General features: G+C 73.2%; 19 protein-coding genes. 14 read left to right on the plus strand and 5 right to left on the minus strand.

Annotation, left to right across the window (positions count from 1 at the left end):
* Positions 1–13: 13 nt before the first annotated feature.
* Entirely contained in the window at positions 14–511 is a 498-nt protein-coding gene (locus AB0M79_RS24360; RefSeq protein WP_357534744.1) for an Lrp/AsnC family transcriptional regulator, read from the minus strand.
* A gap of 110 nt (positions 512–621) precedes the next feature.
* Here AB0M79_RS24360 and pdhA point away from each other — a divergent pair, with 110 nt between their 5' ends.
* From pdhA to AB0M79_RS24390, 6 genes are all read left to right on the plus strand, one after another.
* Positions 622–1,806 carry a pyruvate dehydrogenase (acetyl-transferring) E1 component subunit alpha gene (gene pdhA / locus AB0M79_RS24365; RefSeq protein ID WP_364217668.1) on the plus strand — a complete coding sequence of 395 codons (1,185 nt, stop codon included), beginning with the start codon at positions 622–624 and terminating at the stop codon, positions 1,804–1,806.
* The gene (locus AB0M79_RS24370) at positions 1,806–2,819 is read left to right on the plus strand and encodes an alpha-ketoacid dehydrogenase subunit beta (RefSeq protein ID WP_364217670.1); all 1,014 of its coding nucleotides are present in this window, start codon (positions 1,806–1,808) and stop codon (positions 2,817–2,819) included. Before pdhA ends, AB0M79_RS24370 begins: the two co-directional genes overlap by 1 nt.
* Positions 2,816–4,366: a dihydrolipoamide acetyltransferase family protein gene (locus tag AB0M79_RS24375; protein ID WP_364217672.1), complete on the plus strand. Its 1,551-nt coding sequence runs from the start codon at positions 2,816–2,818 to the stop codon at positions 4,364–4,366. Before AB0M79_RS24370 ends, AB0M79_RS24375 begins: the two co-directional genes overlap by 4 nt.
* A 193-nt stretch (positions 4,367–4,559) precedes the next feature.
* A complete protein-coding gene (locus AB0M79_RS24380; protein ID WP_364217674.1) occupies positions 4,560–5,087 on the plus strand; it encodes a DUF6244 family protein in 528 nt (175 codons plus the stop codon).
* 191 nt (positions 5,088–5,278) lie between these two features.
* Positions 5,279–5,635: a hypothetical protein gene (locus AB0M79_RS24385; protein ID WP_364217676.1), complete on the plus strand. Its 357-nt coding sequence runs from the start codon at positions 5,279–5,281 to the stop codon at positions 5,633–5,635.
* 13 nt (positions 5,636–5,648) lie between these two features.
* Positions 5,649–6,098 carry a SitI3 family protein gene (locus tag AB0M79_RS24390; RefSeq protein WP_364217678.1) on the plus strand — a complete coding sequence of 150 codons (450 nt, stop codon included), beginning with the start codon at positions 5,649–5,651 and terminating at the stop codon, positions 6,096–6,098.
* Positions 6,099–6,261: 163 nt separating this feature from the next.
* Here the strand turns inward: AB0M79_RS24390 and AB0M79_RS24395 are convergent, their stop codons facing one another.
* Complete coding sequence (locus AB0M79_RS24395; RefSeq protein ID WP_364217680.1) at positions 6,262–7,362, minus strand: winged helix DNA-binding domain-containing protein; 1,101 nt, start codon at positions 7,360–7,362, stop codon at positions 6,262–6,264.
* Positions 7,363–7,643: 281 nt separating this feature from the next.
* Here AB0M79_RS24395 and AB0M79_RS24400 point away from each other — a divergent pair, with 281 nt between their 5' ends.
* From AB0M79_RS24400 to AB0M79_RS24420, 5 genes are all read left to right on the plus strand, one after another.
* Positions 7,644–9,887, plus strand: coding sequence for an ATP-dependent RecD-like DNA helicase (locus AB0M79_RS24400; RefSeq protein WP_364217805.1), 2,244 nt, complete (start codon positions 7,644–7,646; stop codon positions 9,885–9,887).
* 52 nt (positions 9,888–9,939) lie between these two features.
* Positions 9,940–10,374 carry a cold shock domain-containing protein gene (locus AB0M79_RS24405; protein ID WP_357534754.1) on the plus strand — a complete coding sequence of 145 codons (435 nt, stop codon included), beginning with the start codon at positions 9,940–9,942 and terminating at the stop codon, positions 10,372–10,374.
* A 35-nt stretch (positions 10,375–10,409) separates the two neighbouring features.
* Positions 10,410–11,234, plus strand: coding sequence for a metallophosphoesterase (locus AB0M79_RS24410; protein ID WP_364217807.1), 825 nt, complete (start codon positions 10,410–10,412; stop codon positions 11,232–11,234).
* A gap of 1 nt (position 11,235) precedes the next feature.
* Positions 11,236–11,889, plus strand: a complete 654-nt coding sequence (locus tag AB0M79_RS24415; RefSeq protein WP_364217683.1) for a 4'-phosphopantetheinyl transferase superfamily protein — start codon at positions 11,236–11,238, stop codon at positions 11,887–11,889.
* A 153-nt stretch (positions 11,890–12,042) separates the two neighbouring features.
* Positions 12,043–13,362 carry a hypothetical protein gene (locus AB0M79_RS24420; protein WP_364217685.1) on the plus strand — a complete coding sequence of 440 codons (1,320 nt, stop codon included), beginning with the start codon at positions 12,043–12,045 and terminating at the stop codon, positions 13,360–13,362.
* Between the two features lie 703 nt (positions 13,363–14,065).
* Here the strand turns inward: AB0M79_RS24420 and AB0M79_RS24425 are convergent.
* From AB0M79_RS24425 to AB0M79_RS24435, 3 genes are all read right to left on the minus strand, one after another.
* Complete coding sequence (locus tag AB0M79_RS24425) at positions 14,066–14,884, minus strand: fused MFS/spermidine synthase (protein ID WP_364217687.1); 819 nt, start codon at positions 14,882–14,884, stop codon at positions 14,066–14,068.
* Positions 14,885–14,910: 26 nt separating this feature from the next.
* On the minus strand, positions 14,911–17,163 hold the full coding sequence (locus AB0M79_RS24430; RefSeq protein ID WP_364217689.1) for an APC family permease: 2,253 nt from the start codon (positions 17,161–17,163) through the stop codon (positions 14,911–14,913).
* A gap of 123 nt (positions 17,164–17,286) precedes the next feature.
* On the minus strand, positions 17,287–18,540 hold the full coding sequence (locus tag AB0M79_RS24435) for a hypothetical protein (RefSeq protein ID WP_364217691.1): 1,254 nt from the start codon (positions 18,538–18,540) through the stop codon (positions 17,287–17,289).
* A 189-nt stretch (positions 18,541–18,729) separates the two neighbouring features.
* Here AB0M79_RS24435 and AB0M79_RS24440 point away from each other — a divergent pair, with 189 nt between their 5' ends.
* From AB0M79_RS24440 to AB0M79_RS24450, 3 genes are all read left to right on the plus strand, one after another.
* The gene (locus tag AB0M79_RS24440; protein ID WP_364217693.1) at positions 18,730–19,989 is read left to right on the plus strand and encodes a PQQ-binding-like beta-propeller repeat protein; all 1,260 of its coding nucleotides are present in this window, start codon (positions 18,730–18,732) and stop codon (positions 19,987–19,989) included.
* Positions 19,990–20,030: 41 nt separating this feature from the next.
* Entirely contained in the window at positions 20,031–21,353 is a 1,323-nt protein-coding gene (locus AB0M79_RS24445; protein WP_364217695.1) for a PQQ-binding-like beta-propeller repeat protein, read from the plus strand.
* A 67-nt stretch (positions 21,354–21,420) separates the two neighbouring features.
* Positions 21,421–22,710: a PQQ-binding-like beta-propeller repeat protein gene (locus tag AB0M79_RS24450; RefSeq protein WP_364217697.1), complete on the plus strand. Its 1,290-nt coding sequence runs from the start codon at positions 21,421–21,423 to the stop codon at positions 22,708–22,710.
* Positions 22,711–22,788: the final 78 nt, after the last annotated feature.

Genomic DNA, 22,788 nt, shown 5'->3' on the forward strand with positions numbered 1-22,788 from the left:
CTTCCATGCTGCCTCACGTCCACGGGGTGTCGACGCCGTCGAACTCGTCGAAGACCAGCCAGGTCGTCGTCGACAGCACACCCGGGATGCCCTGCACCCGGCCCAGGACCAGGTCGCGCAGCGCGGCGTTGTCCGGCGCCCGGACCAGCACCAGCACGTCGTGGTCGCCGCCGAGCAGCGCGGCGTGCTCGACGTAGCGCACCCGGGCCAGCGCCGCCGACACCTCCCGCCAGGTGTTCTGCTCGATCCGCAGCGCGATGTACGCCGACGTGCCCAGCCCGGCCGGCTCCGGCGCCACCCGGGCGTGGAAGCCGGTGATCACTCCGTCGCGGACCAGCCGCTCGACCCGGGCGTACGCGTTGGTCCGGGAGATGTGCAGCCGCTCGGCGAGGGTACGGATCGACGCCCGGCCGTCGCGGACCAGCGCGTCCAGCAGCCGCCGGTCGACGTCGTCCGGCGGCCGTGCCGTTCGTCCCGGTGCTGCGGTGACCTGGCTCTCATCTGCGGACATCTGGCTCATCGAGGGGGCTCCCGTCGGTCATCCGTCCCGCGTTTTCCGGCGAGGTTGAGGCAATCATCCGACAGCGTGAGCATAGGCCCACGCCGACCCAGGAGGTCCCTGTGACGACGACACGACAGGCGGTCCGCGGGACAACCCCGCGCAGCCGCCGTACGGTCAAGCGGCCCGACCCCGCCGCCGCCCTGCTGCCCAGCCCCGAGCCCGTACGCCTGCTCGACGAGACCGGCGCCCTCGTCGGCCCCACCGGCGACCAGCCGGACGTCGCGAAGCTCGTCGAACTGCACCGCCGGATGGTGGTCGGCCGCCGCTTCGACGTCCAGTGCACCGCGCTGACCAAGCAGGGCCGGCTCGCCGTCTACCCGTCGTCACGCGGCCAGGAGGCCTGCCAGGTCGGCGCGGTCCTGGCGCTGCGCCCCACCGACTGGATGTTCCCCACCTACCGCGAGTCGATGGCGCTGGTGTCCCGCGACATCGACCCGGTCGAGGTGCTGACCCTGCTGCGCGGCGACTGGCACTGCGGCTACGACCCGGCCGCGCACCGCACCGCGCCGCAGTGCACCCCGCTCGCCACCCAGACCGTGCACGCCGCCGGCCTGGCGTACGGCGAGGCCCGGCAGGGCCGCGACACCGTCGCGCTGGTCTTCATCGGCGACGGCGCCACCAGCGAGGGCGACTTCCACGAGGCGGTCAACTTCGCCGCCGTCTTCAAGGCGCCCGTCGTCTTCTTCGTGCAGAACAACAAGTACGCGATCAGCGTCCCGCTGTCGAAGCAGACCGCCGCCCCGTCGCTGGCCCACAAGGGCGTCGGGTACGGCGTACCCGCCGAGCAGGTCGACGGCAACGACCCGCTCGCCGTCCTGTCGGTCGTGAACGCCGCCGTCGCGCACGCCCGCGCCGGCCGCGGCCCCTACCTCGTCGAGGCGCACACCTACCGGATCGAGCCGCACACCAACGCCGACGACGCCACCCGCTACCGCACCGGCGACGAGGTCGAGACCTGGCTCGGGCGCGACCCGATCGCCCGGCTGGAGACGTACCTGCGGGGCGTCGGCGCCCTCGACGACGCCGCGGTGGCGGCCGTGCACGACCGGGCCGAGGCGTACGCCGCCGACCTGCGTACCCGGATGGCCGAGGAACCGGCCGTCGACCCGCTCAGCCTCTTCGACCACGTCTACGCCGAACCGACGCCGCAGTTGCGCGAGCAGCGCGAGCAGGTCCGCGCGGAACTTGCCGCCGAAACCGAATTGGCGGCCGAGGCCGAACTCGCCGGTGAGGGGGAGCGCTGATGGCGAAGCTCACCATGGCCAAGGCGCTCAACGCCGCGCTGCGCGACGCGATGGCCGACGACGAACGCGTCGTCGTCTTCGGCGAGGACGTCGGCCAGCTCGGCGGCGTCTTCCGGATCACCGACGGGCTGCTCGCCGACTTCGGCGAGGAGCGGTGCTTCGACACCCCGCTCGCCGAGGCCGGCATCGTCGGCTTCGCCGTCGGCATGGCCATGTCCGGCCTGCGGCCGGTCGTCGAGATGCAGTTCGACGCGTTCGCCTACCCGGCGTTCGAGCAGATCGCCTCGCACGTCGCCAAGATCCGTAACCGGACCCGTGGCGCGCTGAGCGTCCCGATCGTCATCCGGGTCCCGTACGCCGGCGGCATCGGCGGCGTCGAACACCACTGCGACTCCAGCGAGGCGTACTACGCCCACACGCCGGGGCTGAAGGTCGTCACCCCGGCCACCGTCGCCGACGCGTACTCGCTGCTGCGCGAGGCGATCGCCGACCCGGACCCGGTGGTGTTCCTCGAACCGAAGAAGCTCTACTTCGCCAGCGCCGACGCCGACCTGCCGGTCCGGGCCGAGCCGTTCGGCACCGCCGTCGTCCGCCGGCCCGGCCGCGACGCCACCCTGATCGCGTACGGCCCGTCGCTGCCGGTCGCGCTCGAGGCCGCGGAGGCGGCGGTCGCCGAGGGCTGGGACCTCGAGGTCGTCGACTGCCGCACCCTGGTGCCGTTCGACGACGAGACGGTGACCGCCTCGGTCCGCCGCACCGGCCGCTGCGTCGTCATCCAGGAGGCGCAGGGCTTCGCCGGCGTCGGCGCCGAGATCGCGGCCAGGGTCCAGGAACGCTGCTTCCACTCGCTGCACGCCCCGGTGCTGCGGGTCAGCGGACTCGACATCCCGTACCCGGCGCCGAAGCTGGAGCACGTCCACCTGCCCGGCGTCGACCGGGTGCTCGACGCGGTGGCCCGCCTGCAGTGGGACGACCGCCCCGACACCCGCTGGCTGCCGGCGGTGGCGGCATGAGCCGCGTCTTCAACCTGCCGGACCTGGGGGAGGGGCTGACCGAGGCGGAGATCGTCTCGTGGCGGGTCGCGGTCGGCGACACCGTCACCGTGGACCAGATCGTCGTCGAGGTCGAGACGGCCAAGGCGGTCGTCGACGTGCCGTGCCCGTACGCCGGCCGGGTCGTCGCCCTGCACGGGACGGCGGGGGAGAGCCGGCCGGTCGGCCAGCCGCTGGTCACCATCGCCCCGCTCGACGTGGCCGGCGGATCACCGGACGCCGGACTGCCGGGCGACGGGCGGCCCGAGCCGCCCGGCCACGCGGCGTACCGGGAACAGGAACGGGCCGGGTCCGGCAACGTCCTGATCGGCTACGGCACCGGCCACGCCCCGAACACCCGCCGCCGTCGCCGCGTCGGCACGCCCCCCGTCGGGGCGGGCGCCGGGGCGGGCGTGGGGTCGAGCGCCGGGTTTCGCGCGGGGTCGAGCGCCGGGTCGAGCACCGCGCCGCGCATGGGGTCGAGCGCCGGGCCGCGCGTTGATCAAGGGGAAATCGTGGGGGATTCGTCCGCTCCCGGCCACGACTTCTCCTCGATCGACGCGGCGGGGGCTGGGGCGGTGAGGGTCGGCGCGGCTTCGGTCGGGGCGGGGGCTGGTGCGGCGTTGGTGATTTCGCCGCTGGTGCGGCGGCTGGCGCGGGAACGCGGCATCGACCTGACCACGGTGCGCGGCACGGGGCCGGGTGGCATCGTCCGCCGGGCCGACGTCGAGGAGGCGTCGACCGCGGCGTCGTCTTCGACCGTGTTGGCGGCAGCCCCCTCGGCCCCGACGCCCGCAGCCGCGCCCGCCGTCGCGGCCGTTTCCGGGGCGGCGGAGGACGACGTGGTCGTTCCGCTGCGCGGGGTACGCAAGGCGGTCGCCGACAAGCTGTCCCGCAGCCGGCGGGAGATCCCCGACGTCACCATCTGGGTCGACGTCGACGCGACCGGCCTGCTCGACACCCGGGCGGCGATCAACGCGGCGAACCCGGAGCAGCCGGTGAGCGTACTCGCGCTGCTGGCCCGGGTCTGCCTGGCCGGGCTGCGGCGCTACCCGGACCTGAACTCGCGCGTCGACACCGGGCGTGGCGAGATCGTCCGCTCCGGCCGGGTGCACCTCGGCATCGCCGCGCAGACCGACCGTGGGCTGGTCGTGCCGGTGATCGCCGACGCCCACCGGATGACCACGACGGAACTCGCGGCCGAACTGGCGCGTACGACGGCCGACGCGCGGGCCGGCACGCTGCCGCCGGCGCGGCTGACCGGCGGCACGTTCACGCTGAACAACTACGGGGTGTTCGGTGTGGACGGTTCGACGCCGATCATCAACCACCCGGAGGCGGCGCTGCTCGGCGTCGGCCGCATCGTAGACAAGCCGTGGGTGGTCGACGGGCAGTTGGCCGTACGCAAGGTCGGCCAGCTCAGCCTCACGTTCGACCACCGGGTCTGCGACGGTGGTGTGGCCGGCGGCTTCCTGCGTTTCGTCGCCGACTGCGTCGAACAACCGGCGGTCCTGATCGCCAACGTCTGACCCGGACGGGGCCGGCCCGCCCGGCCCCTGAAGATCGTCTGCTGTTCCGCCGTTCGGCACGCCGTGCCCGAGGCTGCGGAACAGCAGACGATCACCGCGGCCGCGCCCCGCGAGACGGGGCGCGGCGCGAGACGGGGCGGGTGTCGCCGGATACGTTGTAGCCCGGAGGCTGGAACCGTCGGGGGTGGATCGCGTGTCGCAGGTCGAGAAGATCACTGATGAGCTGCGGGCTCTGGCAGCGGGGGTCGAGGCGGCGCACAACCTGGCCGCGACGGCCGACAACCGGGCGCAGGAGGCGGCCGTACGGGCCACCGCCGCCGGGTTCATCGCGGTCGCGGCCGGCATGGCGCAGGTACGGTCCACGATCGGCAGTATCCAGAGTGGCTTGTCCGGCATCGGGAAAACGTTCGGCCAGGCGGCGACGGCCTGCGCGGCCGTACCACGGCAGGCCTCCTCCGAGGAGACGATCTCGGTACTGGGGTCGGTGCAGGGGGAACTGGCCACCGCCCGCGACGCGGTGACCGCCACCGCCGGCCAGGTCGGCGAGGCGCAGCGACTGGTCGCGATGGTCCTGCGTGGCGGCGACCCCGGTCCGCTGCTGTCGGCGCTGGGCGGCATCCGGGAGGTGCTGGGCCAGCTCGGCCAGCGTGTCGCCACCGCCGGCGAGCAGGTGGCGGCGGCGATCGCGGAGGCCCGGCGGCTGGGCGCGGCGGGAAACTGACCGGGGCTGGCGGACCCACACCGGCCAGCCCTGCCGGCTCGACTCCACACCCGGCCGCCGGGGTGCCGTGGTCCCGGCCGGCAACCCGGCGTTCCCGGCGGCAACCGACCGGTCCCCGTACCAGCATCTCTCCGAAGGAGAAACCGCGGGAACGGCGTTCGTACGAACTGGAAAACGAGTGCGCCGATGTCTTGGCCGATCGGGGCTACCTGGTCCACCAGAACCCGACGCGGGTGGCGGTCGCGGAGGCCCGACGAAGTACCGGGGACACCGGTAATCCGGAGAAGGCACCCGACTACCTGGTCGAAGGGCATGTCTTCGACTGTTATGCCCCGGAGGCGGAAACCTCCGTTCGGGGTGTCTGGACTGCGGTGGTCAGGAAGGTCAGGGAGGAACAGACCCAGCGTGTGGCAGTCCATCTCGCGGACCGGCGCGGTCGTCTGGTCGACCTGCAAAGACAGTTCGATGACTGGCCTGTGGTCGATCTCAAGGAAGTGGTCGCAGTGAAACGGGATGGTTCGATCGTGCAGATCCTGCGGACGGACTGAGGAGAGATTGGTTGTGTCGATCGATTATCTGTTGGCCCTGGCGACGGACATGCCGTTGGAACGGGTCGGTGAACTGGCCGCCGTGACGGTCGCGGAGCGGCCGGCCCGGACCGGGTACGGGCGCCTTCTGGCCGGTGGGCAGCCCGAACGGGACGGGTATTCGGTGACCATCTACGGCGGGCGGCAGGGCTATTACGAGGCTCGGGCCGACCGCGGTACCCGGTGGCTGTGGGAGCCGGAAGAATATGTCGCACTCGCCTTCCACATGCGCAAGGACACCCTGAGCGACCTGGGTAGGCCCAACATGCTGGGGACGGTGGCCAAGGTGCTCGGTGGCACGGCGGAGGATGCGGCACTTCTGGTGAACAACGACGTTCTCCTGCTGACCCGGGTCGGGGGCGTGCTCCACAAACACAACCAGGAGGAGTGGGAGGAAACGGACTTCCGTAATTTCCGCTACTGATGAGCGTCCGAGGCTGAACCTGTCCGACTGGGCCGGCGACCTGGAGGCGCTGCGGCGACAATTCGACGAGTGGCCACTTCCCGACGTCAAGGAAGTGGTTGCGGGTGACACGTGGCGGTGCGATCGCACAGTTGCCGCGACGGGAAGCCGAGCGGGGTGCCGCTCACGCGGGAGAGGCGGCGACCCGTACCCGGTGGCTCTCGTCGTCGGACAGGAACGCCGCCACCTCCCGCCCCTGCTCGCCGACGGCGGCGCGGTCGGCCCGCGAGAAGCGGCGTAGCGGGGTGACGACCACGGTGCCCGCCTCGACGGTCCAGGTGGCGGCGACCCGGCCGTCGACCAGAACGACGCGCTCGCCGGCCACCGACAGCCCCCGGTGGACGTCGTCGATGATCCGGCTGCGGTCCTGGTAGCCGAGGATCGCGTTGTCGAACGCGGGCAGGAACCGCACCGGGGCCGGCGTGTCGGGGTCGGGGCGCGGTGCGTCGGGCAGGTCGAGCAGTTTGCGTCCGCGCTCGTCGCGGAAGGTCACCAGCTCCTCGCGGATCGCGGCCACCGCGGCCGGCAGCCCGGCCAGGCCGCACCAGGCGCGCAGGTCGCCGGCGGTCGCCGGGCCGTACGCGGCGAGGTAGCGCCGTACCAGCGCCTCGCCGACGGGATCGGTGCCGTCCTGCGCCAGTGGATCGATCTCGCGCCCGAGCCACGAGGAGAGCAGTACGTTGCGTACTCCCGCCTTCGTACGCCACAGCCCGCGCGGCGGCATCTGCGCCACCGGTACGAGGGCGGCGACGACCATCTCACCCAGGGCCCGGTGGCCCGGTGTCGGCCAGCGCCCGGCGAGCACCCGTACGACCTCGGCCATCGAGCGGGGCTCGCCGTCGGCCAGCACCGCCCGGCCCGCCGCGGCGAGTTCGTCGAGATCGATTCCGTCGAGTTCGCGGCGGTAGACGCCGAGCACCTGCTGGCGCAGCATGGCGGCGTGCCGGGCCCGCCAGGCCAGGGCGTCCTGCGCGGTGACGAGGTGGACGGTGCGGCGCATGAGGTGGACCCGCACCACGCGCCGTCCGGTCAGCAGTTCCGAGAGGTCCGCCGGGTCGAACGCGCGCAGCCGTGACGAGAGCCCGACGAACGGTTCCTGCGGTTCCTGTGCCTGGAGGCCGCAGAGGTGCGCGACGGCGTCGTGTACGGGCAGGTCGGCGCGGTCGAGCAGCAACTGCCGGGCGAGTGTCGCGCGGTTGAGCGCCCTGGTGTCCAGTACGGTCATCGCGCGTCCTCGTGGTCGTTCTCGTCGGCTGGCACGAGGACAAGCCTCGCAGCGGAAGCGGACAGGATCTGACCGCTTTTTCGGGGTGACTCCGGAATCATGCGCGAAGATCCCGGCACGGCCCCGGCCGGGAACGAGGCCGGCACCCCGTGGCCCGTGCGCCGGTGGGCGGCATCGGCTTGGCGGATGTCAGGGGTAGCCGGCAGCATGTCGCCGTGACCACGTCGCCGCCCCGTACGTCCGGATCCTCCGCCCCGCCGGCCGGTCCGCCGCGCGGGGCCGTGCTGGAGGCGGTGCTGGAGCGGTTCACATACGTCAACGAGGAGACCGGTTACACCGTCGCCCGGGTCGCCACCGGCCGCGGCGCCGACCTGCTGACCGTGGTCGGGGCGCTGCTCGGCGCGCAGCCGGGGGAGAGCCTGCGGCTGGTCGGCCGCTGGTCGAGCCACCCGAAGTACGGCCGCCAGTTCGAGATCGAGTCGTACACGACGGTGCTGCCGGCCACGGTGCAGGGGCTGCGTCGCTACCTCGGATCGGGCCTGATCAAGGGGATCGGTCCGGTCTTCGCCGAGCGGATCGTCGACCACTTCGGACTCGACACCCTCGACGTGATCGAGCAGACCCCGGCCCGGCTGGTCGAGGTGCCGGGACTCGGCCCGAAACGCACCGCGAAGATCATCGCCGCGTGGGAGGAACAGAAGGCGATCAAGGAGGTGATGATCTTCCTTCAGGGGGTCGGCGTCTCCACCTCGCTGGCCGTACGCATCTACAAGAAGTACGCCGACGAGTCGATCGCGGTCGTCCGCGACGACCCGTACCGGCTGGCGGCCGAGGTGTGGGGGATCGGCTTCAAGACCGCCGACACCATCGCCCGGGCGGTCGGCATCCCGCACGACAGCCCGCAGCGGGTCAAGGCCGGCCTGCAGTACACGCTGTCCGAGGCGACCGACGACGGGCACTGCTACCTGCCCGCGCCCGACCTGGTCGCCGACGCCGCGAAGATCCTCGACGTACCCGCCGACCTCGTCACCGGCTGCCTCGACGACCTGGTCGCCGAGGAGGGTGTGGTCCGCGAGCCGGTCCCCGGACCCGACGGCGGGCCGGTCGACGCCGTCTACCTGGTGCCGTTCCACCGGGCCGAGACGTCACTGGCCGGCACCCTGACCCGGCTGCTGCGTGACCGCGCCGACCGGATGCCCGCCTTCGCCGACGTCGACTGGGACCGGGCGCTGGCCTGGCTGCGTACCCGGACCGGCAACGACCTGGCACCCGAGCAGGAACAGGCGGTGCGGCTGGCGCTGACGTCGAAGGTCGCGGTCCTGACCGGCGGTCCCGGCTGCGGCAAGAGCTTCACCGTACGCTCCATCGTCACCCTCGCCGTGGCCAAGAAGGCCAAGGTGACCCTGGTCGCGCCGACCGGCCGGGCGGCGAAACGGCTCGCCGACCTGACCGGGCACCCGGCCGCCACCGTCCACCGGCTGCTCCAGCTCCGGCCCGGTGGCGACCCCAGCTTCGACCGCGACAACCCGCTCGACGTCGACCTGCTGGTCGTCGACGAGGCGTCGATGCTCGACCTGATCCTGGCCAACAAGCTGGTCAGGGCCGTACCGCCCGGGGCGCACCTGCTGCTGGTCGGCGACGTCGACCAGTTGCCGTCGGTCGGCGCCGGCGAGGTGCTGCGCGACCTGCTCGCCGCCGCGCCCGTCCCCCGGGTACGGCTGACCCAGATCTTCCGCCAGGCGCAGCAGTCCGGCGTGGTCACCAACGCCCACCGGATCAACGCCGGCCGGCCGCCGGTCACCCAGGGGCTGACCGACTTCTTCCTCTTCCCGTGCGACGACACCGAGGCGACCGCGACCCTGGCCGTCGACGTCGCCTGCGAGCGGATGCCGAAGAAGTTCGGCCTCGACCCGCGCCGCGACATCCAGGTCCTCACCCCGATGCACCGTGGCCCGGCCGGCGCCGGCGCCCTCAACGGACTGCTCCAGCAGAAGCTGACCCCGGGCCGTGAGGGACTGCCCGAACGCCGCTCCGGCGGCCGGATCTTCCGGATCGGCGACAAGGTCACCCAGATCAGAAACAACTACGACAAGGGCGTGGCCGGGGTCTTCAACGGCACCCTCGGCGTCATCACCGCCCTGTCGACCGAGGACCAGACCCTCCAGGTACGCACCGACGAGGACGAACTCGTCGACTACGACTTCGACGAACTCGACGAGCTGTCGCACGCGTACGCGATGACGATCCACCGCTCGCAGGGCTCGGAATACCCGGCGGTCGTCGTACCGCTGACCACCAGCGCGTGGATGATGCTGCAACGCAACCTGCTCTACACCGCCATCACCCGGGCCCGGAAGATCGTCGTACTGGTCGGGTCGCGGCGGGCGCTCGCCGCCGCCGTGCGTACCGTCGGCGCCGGACGCCGGCACACCGCCCTCGACCACCGGCTCGGCCGTGTCCCGGGCGGTGCCGGCCACCCGGCGGTCGCCGCGACCCGGGACGCGGTACGGGCCCTGACCCCCTAAGCTGTATCGCACCGATGCGGATGTTCGGGTGTAGAGGGTGGGTGGCAAAGCGGTGGCTGTCGGCAAGGTTCTGCGATTCGACGAGACGCGTGGATACGGGTTCATCGCGCCGGATTCCGGCGGGGAAGACGTCTTCCTGCACGCCAACGACCTGCGGGACGAGAAATACCTGATCCGCCCCGGGGTCGCGGTCGAGTTCGACCTCGAGGAGGGCGAGCGGGGGCTCAAGGCGTCGTCGGTCCGGGTGCTGGACCGCACCCCCCGGCGGCCGGCGGTGGCGAAGACCGTCGAGGCCCGCTTCGCCGGAAAGACGGCGAACGGCGAGGACGACGACGGGCTGTGCGACGTGCTCTCCGCCGACGAGTTCCGCAACGAGCTGACCGAGTTGCTGATCGACGAGGTGCCGTCGCTGACCGGCAGCCAGATCGCGCTGATCCGGCAGCGGGTCACCGGGCTGGCCCAGACGCACGGGTGGGTCGAGTCCTGACCTCGCCGACGACCCCGCCCCCGGCGGGCAAGCTGATGGCCATCAGCGACCTGCACATCGGTTACCAGGAAAACCGGGACCACGTCGCCGGGCTGCGGCCGGAGTCGCCCGCCGACTGGCTGCTCATCGCCGGTGACATCGCCGAGCAGGTCGCCGACGTCGAATGGACGCTGACCGTGCTGGCCCGGCGCTACGCCAAGGTCGTCTGGGTCCCCGGCAACCACGAGCTGTGGACGCCCCGCGAGGACCCGGTGCAGGCCCGGGGTGTGCAGCGCTACGAGCACCTGGTCGAGCTGTGCCGCCGGCTCGGCGTCGTCACGCCCGAAGACCCGTACCCGATCTGGAACGGCCCCGGCGGGCCGGTGCTGATCGTGCCGATGTTCCTGCTCTACGACTACACGTGGCGCCCCGAGCACACCCGCGACAAGCGGGAGTCGCTGGCGTACGCGTACGAGACCGGGATCGTGTGCACCGACGAGGTCATGCTGCACCCGGACCCGTACCCGACCCGGGACGACTGGTGCCGGGCGCGGGTCGACGAGACGCTGCGCCGGCTCGACGAACGCGAGCACCCCGACCTGCCGATCGTGTTCGTCAACCACTACCCGCTGGTCCGCGAGCCGACCCGGATCCTGCGCTACCCGGAGTTCGCCCAGTGGTGCGGCACCGACCTGACCGCCGACTGGCACACCCGATACCGCACCGCCGCGATGGTCTACGGGCACCTGCACATCCCGCGCACCACCTGGCACGACGGGGTGCGCTTCCAGGAGGTGTCGGTCGGCTACCCGCGGGAGTGGAAGCACCGCGGGCCGACCCCGCCGGCACCGCGCCAGATCCTGCCGTACGAAGGACAGTGACGTGATCGAGCGGATCCTGCCGTCGACCGTGGTGGCCGTCGAGGCGTTCGACGATCCGCCGGGCGTCGTCCTCTTCCCCGAGGAGGAGGCGGCGGTCGCCCGCGCCGTCGACAAGCGGCGGCGGGAGTTCACCACGGTCCGGCACTGCGCCCGCGGCGCGCTCGCCACCCTCGGGTTGCCGGCGGCGCCGATCGTGCCCGGCGAGCGGGGCGCGCCCGGCTGGCCGGCCGGGGTGCTCGGCAGCATGACGCACTGCGCCGGCTACCGGGCCGCGGCCCTCGCCCGCACCGGTGACATCGCCTCGGTCGGCATCGACGCCGAACCGCACGAGGCCCTGCCGTCCGGGGTGCTCGACGCGGTCTCGCTCGAGGAGGAGCGCAAGCGCCTCGCCGAACTCGGCGCGGGCCGCCCGGAGGTCTGGTGGGACCGGCTGCTGTTCAGCGCCAAGGAGTCGGTCTACAAGACCTGGTTCCCGCTGACCGGCAGGTGGCTCGGGTTCGAGGAGGCGGAGATCGTGTTCGACGCCGACGCCGAGACGTTCACCGCCCGGCTGCTGGTCCCGGGCCCGGTGGTTGCCGGCGCCCCGGTCAGCACCTTCACCGGCCGCTACCTGATCTCCGACGGCCTCCTGATCACCGCGATCGTCCTCCCGTAACCCCCGCGTCGGCGCCCCGCCCCGGATCGGCGCGACTCGCGGCGCGATCAAGGGGATGCTTCGGGCATTCCGCCCCGATCCGGGGACGACAACTCCTGATCAGCGGGGCGGTCGGGGCGGGGGGAGTAGCCCGCCCCGCATTAAGATGCGTGGATGCGTTTTCGACCTGTAGCGGCCGCCGTGACGGTTTTGGCGGTCACCGGTGCCGCACTCGCGGTGCCCACCCCCGCCCTGGCCGCCCCGGCGACGCTGAATCCGGCCAGGTTCACCCTCGACCAGGATTTCACCGCCTTCACCCCGGCGCTGGCCGCGCTGGACACCGCGCTGGCCGGGCGGCGGCGCAGCGTCCCGCAGGTGATGGACACGGCCAACCGGGACCGCACCGCGCTGTGCAACCAGTCGACGTGGCAGGCGCTGCGGGACCGCTCCGGCGCCGACACGATCGGTTTCTGCTGGAACGACGGTGACGACGCCACCGCCCAGTGGTACCCGCAGGGGCTGACCACCACCCGGGAGGCCGTCGACGGCGGCCACTACGCCGGACGCCAACTGGTCGCCTCGGCCGCGTACCACAAGGGGACCGGGGTGACCCTCGACGGGCGCTGCCCGCGCGACCCCGAGGTGCCGCAGTCCGCCCGCCTGCCGATCAAGGGCGTACGACTGTCGCTGGTCGACTGGGACGCCGACTTCGCCAACACCTACCGCCACCTGCTGCTGGTCGAGCCCACCGTGGACAGTGCCGGGCGGGGGACGTACAAGCCGCTGCTGAGCAGCAACGGCGAGTCGCTGCACGCCGGCGGCATCGGCTGGTACGGCCAGCACCTCTACGTCGCCGACACCCGGGGCGGCTTCCGGGTCTTCGACTTCGAACGCATCTACGAGGTCTCGACCGGGCTCGCCAATGCCGTCGGGCGGCAGTCGGACGGCAGCTACCACGCCTTCGACTACCGCTACGTCATGCCGCAGGTGGGTCGGGTCCGGCCGACCGGCACCAACGACCTGCGGTTCTCGTTCCTGACCGTGGACCGCGGCCCGGCCGCCGCCAACCGGGCCCTGGTCGTCGGCGAGTACGCCGAGGACGCCGCCACCGCCGCGACCGCCTCCCGGCTGGTCCGCTTCCCGCTCGGCGCCGACTCGAAGCTGACGACCGGCGCCGACGGGCGTACGGTCACCGCGACCGCCGCCTGGAACACCGGCTACCGGCAGATGCAGGGCGTCGCGGCGTACAACGGAAAATACTGGTTCGGCAGCAGCAACGGCTGCCGGGGCGGCACCGTGGCGTCGCACTTCGGCACGCTGCGGCACTGGAACAGCGGCACCGGCCGGACCGCGTCGTACACCTGGGCGTTCGGGCCGGAGGACCTGTCGTACTGGTACGACCCCACCGAGGGCGTCGCCGACTACCTGTGGACCCAGACCGAGTACGCCAACCACCGCGTCGTCGTCGCCGTGCCGCAGGCCGACTGGGACTGATCCCTCCGGCTCCGTGCCTGCCTCGGGCGGGCGGGCACCTTGGCCGAGGCAGGCGCGTCGATCAAGGACAAAGCGTTTCGGGACGGGCCTCTGGTTGCCGCGTGGTGCGTCTCTTCGGCCGGCGGCGGGATCGTTGGCGTGATCGTCTGCGGCTCAGGCGTTGCGGTCCCGGCGTGTCGAGTGCCGGAACCGCAGACGATCACAGCGGGCCGATGATGCGGCGCCGACGTAGACGACCGGGCGGGCCGGTCGCCGCCTGCCGCTTCGGCGCAGACCGCCGGGTCGAGGTGACCCGGCAGGAAGCCGGTTGCCGGGCGTCGAACGTCGGGGCGGGGATGTCACTGTCGGGCGCCACAGCGAATTCGGCGTATCCACAGCGAAAACGCTGTGGACCCAGACAGCGACCCCATCCCGCCGCCGCCGGACGCTCACCACCAGCCCATGCCCCTGCCGTGCGGCGCCCCGTTCCCGTCCGGGCCGGGTGAACCGTGCCACCCCCTCCCGGTCCGTCGATCGAGGGGATCTGGCGGACATTCCGCCCCGCCGCGACCACGTTTGCTCCTTGATCGACGGGCCAGGCCCATCGCGGCCCGCCACGCGGGCGCGGGAAGCCAGCCGTACCCCGTTCTCGCAGTGGTGCGTGGGCCGGGGCGTGGGCAGTGGTGTGCGTGGGCAGGGGGGCGCGGGGGCAGGGGGCATCGGGTCAGTCGGGGGACGGGTGGGTGTGTGCGGTGAAGTCGTCGAGCGACGGGCCGTGCAGCACGATGCCGGGTACCGGGTCGCGTAGCGCCGCCCGGACGAGCCGGTCGACCGGCAGCCGCCCCGCGGCGGCGGCCGCGGCCAGCACCACGTTGCCGTACCGCCGCCCGCGCAGCATCGTGCGGGCGGCGACCACGCACACGTCGCCGTAGGCGGCGCGCAGGGTGGCCGCCTGCACCCGGGAGAGGACCAGCGGAGGCAGGTCGGTGACGTTGAGGGTGTAGACGCCGTCGGGCGCCAGTATCCGGCGCAGCCCGGTGGCGAACGAGGCGGTCCCGACCCCGCCGGCCAGCCGGGCGCCCCGGTAGACGTCGCCGACGACCAGGTCGAACGGCCCGTCGGCCAACCAGTCGACCACGTCGCGGGCGTGGCCGACGCGTATCCGGACGTCGTGGCCGGCGGGCAGCGGCAGGGTGCGGCCGACCAGTTCGACCAGGGCGGCGTCGCGCTCGACCACGAGTTGCGCCGAGCCGGGGCGGGTGGCGGCGACGTAACGGGGCAGGGTCAGCGCGCCGCCGCCGAGGTGCAGCACCCGCAGCGGCGCGCCGGCCGGGGCGACGGCGTCGACGACCGAGGCGATCCGGCGTACGTAGTCGAAGTGCAGGTAGGTCGGGTCGGTGCGGTCGACGTACGACTGGGGTACGCCGTCGACGAGCAGCGTGACCCCGGTCGGGCGCTGCGGGTCCGGCCGAAGTTCGGCCATCCCGAGGTCGACGACCTGCTCGACGCCGTCCTGCCGGGTCCGGCCCGTCCGTCTTCCCACGACGATGTACGGTAGCCGCCGGCCGGTCAGCGGGTGATGTGGATCGGCACGCTGGTGATCACCAGCCCGGGCCGGCCGCGCAGGGCCCGGCGCAGCCGGCGCGGGGTACCGCCGTGCAGCAGCCGGTGCCACCGCCGGCGTACCACGATCTCCGGCACCACGACCGTCAACGCGACGTCGGGGCGCAGTGCGCGCAGCGCCTCCAGGTAGCCGACGAGGGTGGCGATGACCGCCCGGTACGGCGACACGACGACCTCGAGCCGCAGGTGGTCGCCCCACGCCTGCCATTCGGCGCGGAACCGGTCGGCTTCGCCGTCGTCGGGACTGATGTGTACGGCGAGGCACGGCTGTCCGAGCGAGGCGGCGTACGCCAGTGCCCGCAGGGCGGCCAGATCCAGCCGCAGCACCGGTACGACGACGAGGTGTCGGACCTGTCGCGGCACCTCCTCGGCCTCCGGCCCGGCCGCCCGGTCGGTGGCCGCCGCCCGGTCCGTGGATTCGGCCCGGTCCGTGGATCCGGCCCGGTCCGTGGCCGTGTCCCCGTCGGGGGAGGGGCCCGGCCCGGGCGGTCGCGGCGTCAGCGCGGCCCGTACCGCGTCGTAGTGTGCCCGGATCCGCAGCGCCCCGAGGACCATCAGCGGGATGGCGACCACCACGACCCAGGCGCCCTCGGTGAACTTGGTGACCGCCGCGGTGACCAGCACCAGCGCGCAGGCCACCGCACCGGTGGCGTTGAGGGCCAGTTTGCGGGTCCAGTGCCGCTCCCGGTGCCGCCGCCAGTGCACGACCATGCCGACCTGCGACAGCGTGAAGGCCAGGAACACCCCGACGGCGTACAGCGGGATCAGCGATTCGGTGTGTCCCCGGAAGGCGACGAAGATGAGCGCCGACGTGCCGGCGAGCAGCAGGATGCCGTTGCCGAATGCCAGCCGGTCGTCCATGTGCAGGAAGCGGCGGGGGGCGTAGCCGTCGCGGGCCACGAAGAACAGCAGCCGGGGCAGGTCGTTGAACGCGGTGTTCGCGGCGAACATCAGGATCAGCGCGGTGGCCGCCTGGACGAGCAGATACCAGGGGCCGGTGGGGAACGTGGTGCGGGCGAGTTGGGACAGCAGCGTCTCGTCGGCGCGGGGGACCAGCCCGTTGAGGTGGAACAGCACGATCAGCCCGGCGAACAGTACGACCAGCATGAAGATCATCCAGGTCAGCGTGGTGCGGGCGTTGCGCCACTCGACCGGGCGGAAGATCGGCACCGCGTTGGAGATCGCCTCGATCCCGGTCATCGACGTGGCGCCGGACGAGAACGCCCGCAGGACCAGCAGCAGGCCGAGCCCTTCGGCGGCGGCGACCGGTGGCGGCGGCACCGGCGTGAAGCCGCGCCCGGCGGCGTCGGCCAGCCCGAACGCGACGAGCGCGGCGATCGCGAGGACGAAGATGTAGGTGGGTGCGGCGAACAGGTTGCCGGCGGCGCGGATCCCGCGCAGGTTGCCGGCGACCAGTACGCCGATGAACAGCAGCCCGAGCGGCACGGTGAACGGGGCGAGGGCGGGGACCGCCGAGGTGACCGTGTGCACGCCGGCCGCGACCGACACGGACACGGTCAGGATGTAGTCGGTCATCAGCCCGACGCCGGCGGTGAGGCCGGCCCGGTGGCCGAGGTTGTCGCTGGCGACGAGGTAGGAGCCGGCGCCGTGGGCGTAGGCCGGGATCGTCTGCCGGTAGGAGACCCCGACCACGATCATGAGGCCGATCAGCGCGGCGGCCAGCGGCAGCGACAGGCCGAGGGCGGCGGTGCCGGCGAGCGCCAGCACGGTGAGCATGGCCTCGGGGCCGTACGCGACCGAGGACAGCAGGTCGGAGGAGAGCACCGGCAGCGCCACCAGCTTGCGCATGCGCTCGCGGACGAGGGCGGTGCTGGCCAGCGGCGGGCCGAGGACGAGCCGGCGGAGGCGGACCAGCGCCCGGCCGGCCGCCGAGTCGGGCGCGGGGGCCGGCGTGGTGGTCACCAGCTCGTCACGTCCGGGGTGGTCCGGCGCGGCCCGGAAGAGCCGGATCGGCGCCAGCCGGGCGAGCCGGCTGGGTCGGGTGTCGGGGGCGAGGCCGAGCGCCGGGTCGACCGGCATGGGGGCGTCGCGGCCGGCGCGGCCGGGGACGGTGGCCGTCCACTGTTCGCCGATGCGGTGCAGGGCGGCCCGTTCGTTGTCGGTCAGGGCGGGAAACTCGGCGTCCGGGTTGAGCGGGCTGGCGGCCGGGGCGTTCCCGTCCCGCCCGTCGCTGCCCATCCGACCGCCCCGCGTCCGTGTCCGCCCGCCGGCGGCTCGCGTACCCACGGGCGCGCGGAACACACCGCCGGAACGCGACGGGCCCGCGCCGGGGATCGGCGCGGGCCCGTCGTCGTCCGGCGGTCAGCTCACGGTGATCGTTCCGTTGCCGGAGCGGACGCAGGCGACCGTACGGTTGGCGGTCGCCGCCGCGCCGGAGAGGCACTGCCCGAGTACGGCGTGTCCGGCGGCGTTCGGGTGCCACGACTCCTGGCAGGTCTGGAAGTACGTGACGCAGGCGTTGGCGATCCGCTGGATCGCGATCTTGTCCTTGCCGGAGAGGCTGGTGACGAAGGACCCGGTCGGCCCGTCCATCAGCCGGATCGGCGTGGCCAGGGTGCCGGTCGGGCTGCCCGTGTTCTCGCACAGCCGGGCGCCGTCGAAGGCCCGCTGCACGTTGAGGTAGACCAGGTCGGCGCCGGGGAACTCGGCCGACAGCGTGGTGTGCGCCGAGCGGACCAGGTTGCCGAGGTTGCCGGAGAAGATGTGGCCGGCGGACAGGCTGGCCCGGTGGATCGGGCAGCCGGCGGCGTACCGTACGGCGCCGAGGTCGCGGAACTTGTCCCGGCTGTCGTCGCGGCCGTCGGCCTTGTGGTAGGCGGAGTTCAGGTCGAACGGCAGCGGGTTGGTGTAGTCCTGGAAGACCACCCGGTGCTGCCCGTCGGCGTCGATCTCGGCGAGCGTGGTGAGCAGGGCCCGGATCGCGGTGGTCGTCTCGGCCGCGGCCGCGGCCATCTGGGCGTCGGTGGCCAGGTCGCCGGAGGCGCAGGGGGCCTGCTCGACCGGGCCGCCGAGGTAGGCCCAGAACTCCCACCAGCCGGTCCAGGCGTCGGCGATGAACCGGTTGGCGCACTTGGTCGCCACGTCGCCGAAGGTGAACGAGCTGTTGTTGGAGCCGAGCCCGATCAGGACCAGGTCGATGTCGTGGGTCTGCCCGACGGCCCGCAGCTGGTCGAGCTGTGACTTGACCGTACGGCCCTTGTCGCGGGTGTTGGACGCGCTGGTGATGTCGTAGGGCCGGCCGCCGGAACAGGCGAGGTTGAACCTGGCCTGGATGCCCGGCAGGTTCGCCTGGTGCAGGGAGGCGTTTGCCGAGCGGTGGCAGAAGTAGGCGTTGCTGTTCGGCGCGGACCAGCCGGGGAAGTTCTGCGCGACGCCGTTGACGTCGGCGACCGGGGCGTAGGCGCCGGCGCCCTCGCCGCTGACGAAGCTGTCGCCGAGCGCGACCGCCGCGGTGGGCAGGCTGGCGACCTGGGCGGGTGCGGCGGACGCGGGTGGACCGCCGACCAGGGCCACCGTGATGAGTATGGCGGCGGCGATCGCTGTGCGACGAAACATCGAGGGATCTCCAATCCAGGCATCGAAACGTGAAAGATTCTCCGCAATCGCGATCAGATCATGCGTGGCGAACATCGTCAATGGCTTGCCGCCGCTGGTAAAGGCGGGTGTCGATGCGGGTCGGTACGGTGCCGGCCAGCCGGGACCGGGGGCTAGGCTGTCCGCCTTCGAATGTGGATGGAGGCCGTGGTGTTCGAGTTCCGGTCCGGTGCCGCCCGCGACAGGTCCCGCTCCGCACCACCGTGGGATCGCCGCCTGCGCACGGCCGCCGCGGTGCTGGTCGTACCGCTGGTGTTGACGGCCTGCGGCACGGCGGAGACCGAGCCGCCGGAACCGGCGGAACTGGTGGAGGAGGCCGTCGTGAAGTCCTCCGAATACCACCAGCACCTGCTCGCCGGCGACGTCGTCTACAGCCTGCGGACCACCGGCGACCTCGCCGCGCACGACCTGCCCGGCGGCGCGCAGCGGTGGACCGCGTCGGTCCGCGACCTCACCGGACCGAGCGGCTCCTCCAGCGAACTGGCGATGACGGCCCGCGCCGGGCTGCTCGTGGTGACCGGACCGGAGGGCACGACCGTCCACGACGCCGTCACGGGCCGTACCCTGTGGACCGGCCCGGACCGGTTCGAGCGGTTCACCGCGACGACCGGCCTGGTGTCCGCCCCGATCCCGGCCGACGTCGAACTCGACAACGACGGGCGCGGGATGCACGCCGTACGGGCGGTCGACCTGGCCACCGGCGCCGAACTCTGGACCTCGCCACCGGTGTACCACTGGGCCCCGCCCACCGCAGCCGACGTCGTCGCAGTGTGGACGGAGGACCGGTCGGTCGAGACCCGCGACGCCCGCACCGGCGCGGTCCGGGGCCGCCACGACGCCACCCCGGGCGGGCCGACCCCGATGCCCGTCGTCGGCGCCGGCCTCGTCGCCGTGCAGGAGGACACCGCGGTGACCGGGTACGACCCCGACACCCTCACCCCGCGCTGGCGCACCACGGTGCCGGCGGGCGTACGGGTCGTCGGCAACTGCGGCACCTACCTGTGCCTGCTCAGCGGCGGCACCGAGACCGGATTCCTCGACGCCGGGACCGGCGGGCCCGTCGGTGGCACGCTCCGGTTCGGTCTGCCGCTCGACTGGTCCGGGCACGTGGTCACCGACCCGGCGGCGACCGGCCAGCGGGCGATCGTCGACCCGCGCACCGGCGACGCCGCCGTCGACCTGACCGACTGGCCGGTGGTGAGCGCGCCGACCCGGACCGTCGCCCCGCTGGTCGCCGCCCGCGACGCCGACCCGGACGGCGGCATGGTCATCGCCGTCGTCCAGCCCGGCGAGACCTCCGCGCGGGAGTTCAAGTCGGTACCGTACAAGCTGGTCGACTGCTATCCCTCGGAGACGCACGTCGCCTGCCGGACCGATGCCGACGAGCTGCGGGTCTGGCGCTACCGCTGATCACTGCCGGTGTCGGCACCGAGATCGACGGAGGTGCGGCGATGACCGTGATCGAACTTGGGCTGCGGGAACACGAGCCGGAGGCCGAGCCGTCCCGGCCCTCGCGTGCGCGGCAGTTCCGCACCGCCCTCGCCGTGGTGGCCGTGCTCCTGGTCGGGCTCGCCGCCGGATCGGCACCCCCGGTGCGGCCGCGGCTGACCGAGATCGCCGTCGTACCGACCGCCCCGGCCTACCGGCACGTGCTGGCCGACGGCGTGCTGTACAGCCTCGGTGCCCAGTACGGCGAGACGTCACGCACCCTGAGCGCGCACGACCTGCGCGACGGATCCGTACGGTGGCAGGTGCCGGCCGGCGACAACATCCTCGGGCGGGCCGGACTGTGGGTCAACCTGTTCCTCCAGGTCGACGGTGACTGGGTCCTGCTGAACAACGCCGACTCGACGATCGGCGTCGACACCGCCACCGGCCGGACACTGTGGACGGCCCGGCACCGGATCATCCCGACCGGCACCGACGGCATCGGCTACAGCAGCCGGCCGGTGCTGGCGGGCGGGGACGGCGCGCCGGTGGTCGCCCCGGTCGGCGATTATCCGGAGGAGGACCTGCGGGTCCTGCTGCGCGGCTTCGACCTGAGTACCGGAACCGAGCTGTGGGTCTCGCCACCGGTCCGGTTCGGGGAGGCACTGCCCGGCGTGGACGGGGCGCTGCTGGTCGTCACCGCCGAGAACCGGGCGGAGGTGTGGGACGCGCGCACCGGGACGGTCCGGCAGCGGATCACCGGTCCGGGCGTCCGGACCCGTGCCGTCACCACCGGCGGCGGGCAGATCTACGTCACCGACGAGACGTCGACCCTGACCGCGTACGCCGCCGACACGCTGGAGCGGCGGTGGCGGGTACCGGTGCCGCACGGCAACGGCGAGGGCATACCCTGCGGCCGGTACGTCTGCTACTGGCAGTCCCCCACCGAAGGACCGGGGCGGGGCAACACGATCCTCCTCGACGCCGCCGACGGCCGGCCGGTGGGCGCCATGGTGGACGGCTGGCTCGCCGAGGAGAGCGGCGGCCACCTGATCAAGCGCGACGAGAACGGCGTCCCGGTGCACACCGTCGACCCGGCCACCGGCCGTACCCTGATCGACCTGACCGGCTGGCCGGACCCGGTCTGGTCGGACGAGCGGTCACCGCTGCTGCTGAGGCGGAGCGGCGACGGGCCGCGGCAGTGGTTCGGGGTGCTCGAGCCCGGCGACACCCGGGTCAGCCTCCTCGGGTCGGTGCCACACCAGTCCTACCGCTGCCAGTCGTCGGCCACCCACGTCGCCTGCCAGACCGCGCCGGAGGAACTACGCGTCTGGCGCTACCGCTGAGTCCGGCGCCGACGCGCCACGGCCCGCTACGCTACGCGCCGGCGTCCGTCACGGTCGGGGAGGTTCGGTGTCCACGGTGATCGACCTCGGGGTGCCCGCCCTCGACGGGGAGCGGCCCGCGCCGGCCCGCCGGCCGGCCGCCCACCACCGGCGTACGGTGCTGGCGGGGCTGACCGCGCTGCTGCTCCTGGTGACCGGTGGCGCCGAGCCGCCGGCGGAGCCGGCGCTGGTCGAGGTGGCGGTGGTGCCGACCTCGCCGATGCACAACCACACCCTGGCCGGCGACCGTCTCTACAGTGCCGAACTCGACCCGCGCCGCGGCGGGCGCGTCGTCACCGCCTACGAGCTGGGCGACGGCGCGGCGCGCTGGACCAATGTGGTCGAACCGCCGGCCGGCGCCGACAGCCTCGGCCTGGACATCGAACTCGCGGTCTGGCCGACGGGTGAGCAGCTCCTGGTCAGCAGCCACGACGGCACCTCCGGGCTCGACCCGGCGACCGGCGAGGTCCGGTGGTCGACCCGGCCGGGCATCCTGGACCACGGCGGTCACGGGGTGGGGCTCAGCCTGGCACCGCCCACCGACCCGGCGGTCGCCCCGGGCGACGGCCGGGGGCAGGTGCTGCGCGGTGTCGACCTCGTGACCGGGGCGGAACTGTGGACGTCGGGACCGATCGGATCCGGCCGGTTCCTCACCGGCGCGACCGGGGCGCTTCTTGTCGTCGAGACCGTCGACCAGGGCGTCGAGGTCCGCGATCCACGCACCGGAACGGTCCGGGCCGCGCTGGGTGCCGAGCCGGGACGATGGCGAAGCGTCGCCGGCAACGTCGACGACCTGCTCATCGTCGTCTTCCTCGGCGAGGTCACCGGGCACGCGGCCGACACCCTCGACACCCGCTGGAGCTTCACGTCGCCGTCCGGGCGCGGTGTGACGACGGCCTGCGGCCCCCACGTCTGCGTCCGCGGCGACGGGCGGCTGACGCTGCTCGACGCCGCCGACGGCACGGTCCTCGGCGGCATCCCGCGGACCGGTAGCCCCCATTACCGGGCCGGCCACCTGCTGATCCGCGACGGGGCGGGAGACGGCGGGACCATGCGTTCCCTCGCCCCGGACGGCCGTACGCTGATCGAGATGCCCGGCTGGGTGGAACTGGCCGAGTCGCCGGCGACGGCACCGGCGGTCCTGATCCGCCGGGACGGCGACGGGCATCGGTCGTCGTTCGCGCTGCTCGAACCCGGCGCGACCGCCCTGCGCTTCCTCGGCACGGTCCCGTACCCGGTGCACGACTGCCGGTCGACCCCGACCCACATCGTCTGCCAGGTCGGTCCCGACCGGCTGCGCGTCTGGCGCTACCGCTGAACCCGCCGCCGGGCGGATCCGCGCGGAACGGCGCGATCATGCCGACGGGTCGGGCAGGGTGGCAGGCGGGGGAGGGGC

The organism is Polymorphospora sp. NPDC051019, assembly GCF_040683055.1.
In the GTDB taxonomy this organism is placed as follows: Bacteria; Actinomycetota; Actinomycetes; order Mycobacteriales; family Micromonosporaceae; genus Polymorphospora; species Polymorphospora lycopeni.

What these genes read in the sequence shown, in the direction of transcription:
- AB0M79_RS24360 (WP_357534744.1), bottom strand. Translation starts at nt 511, where the DNA reads ATGTCCGCAGATGAGAGCCAGGTCACCGCAGCACCGGGACGAACGGCA.
- AB0M79_RS24370 (WP_364217670.1), top strand. Translation starts at nt 1,806, where the DNA reads ATGGCGAAGCTCACCATGGCCAAGGCGCTCAACGCCGCGCTGCGCGAC.
- AB0M79_RS24375 (WP_364217672.1), top strand. Translation starts at nt 2,816, where the DNA reads ATGAGCCGCGTCTTCAACCTGCCGGACCTGGGGGAGGGGCTGACCGAG.
- AB0M79_RS24395 (WP_364217680.1), bottom strand. Translation starts at nt 7,362, where the DNA reads ATGACCGTACTGGACACCAGGGCGCTCAACCGCGCGACACTCGCCCGG.
- AB0M79_RS24410 (WP_364217807.1), top strand. Translation starts at nt 10,410, where the DNA reads ATGGCCATCAGCGACCTGCACATCGGTTACCAGGAAAACCGGGACCAC.
- AB0M79_RS24420 (WP_364217685.1), top strand. Translation starts at nt 12,043, where the DNA reads ATGCGTTTTCGACCTGTAGCGGCCGCCGTGACGGTTTTGGCGGTCACC.
- AB0M79_RS24430 (WP_364217689.1), bottom strand. Translation starts at nt 17,163, where the DNA reads ATGGGCAGCGACGGGCGGGACGGGAACGCCCCGGCCGCCAGCCCGCTC.
- AB0M79_RS24435 (WP_364217691.1), bottom strand. Translation starts at nt 18,540, where the DNA reads ATGTTTCGTCGCACAGCGATCGCCGCCGCCATACTCATCACGGTGGCC.
- AB0M79_RS24445 (WP_364217695.1), top strand. Translation starts at nt 20,031, where the DNA reads ATGACCGTGATCGAACTTGGGCTGCGGGAACACGAGCCGGAGGCCGAG.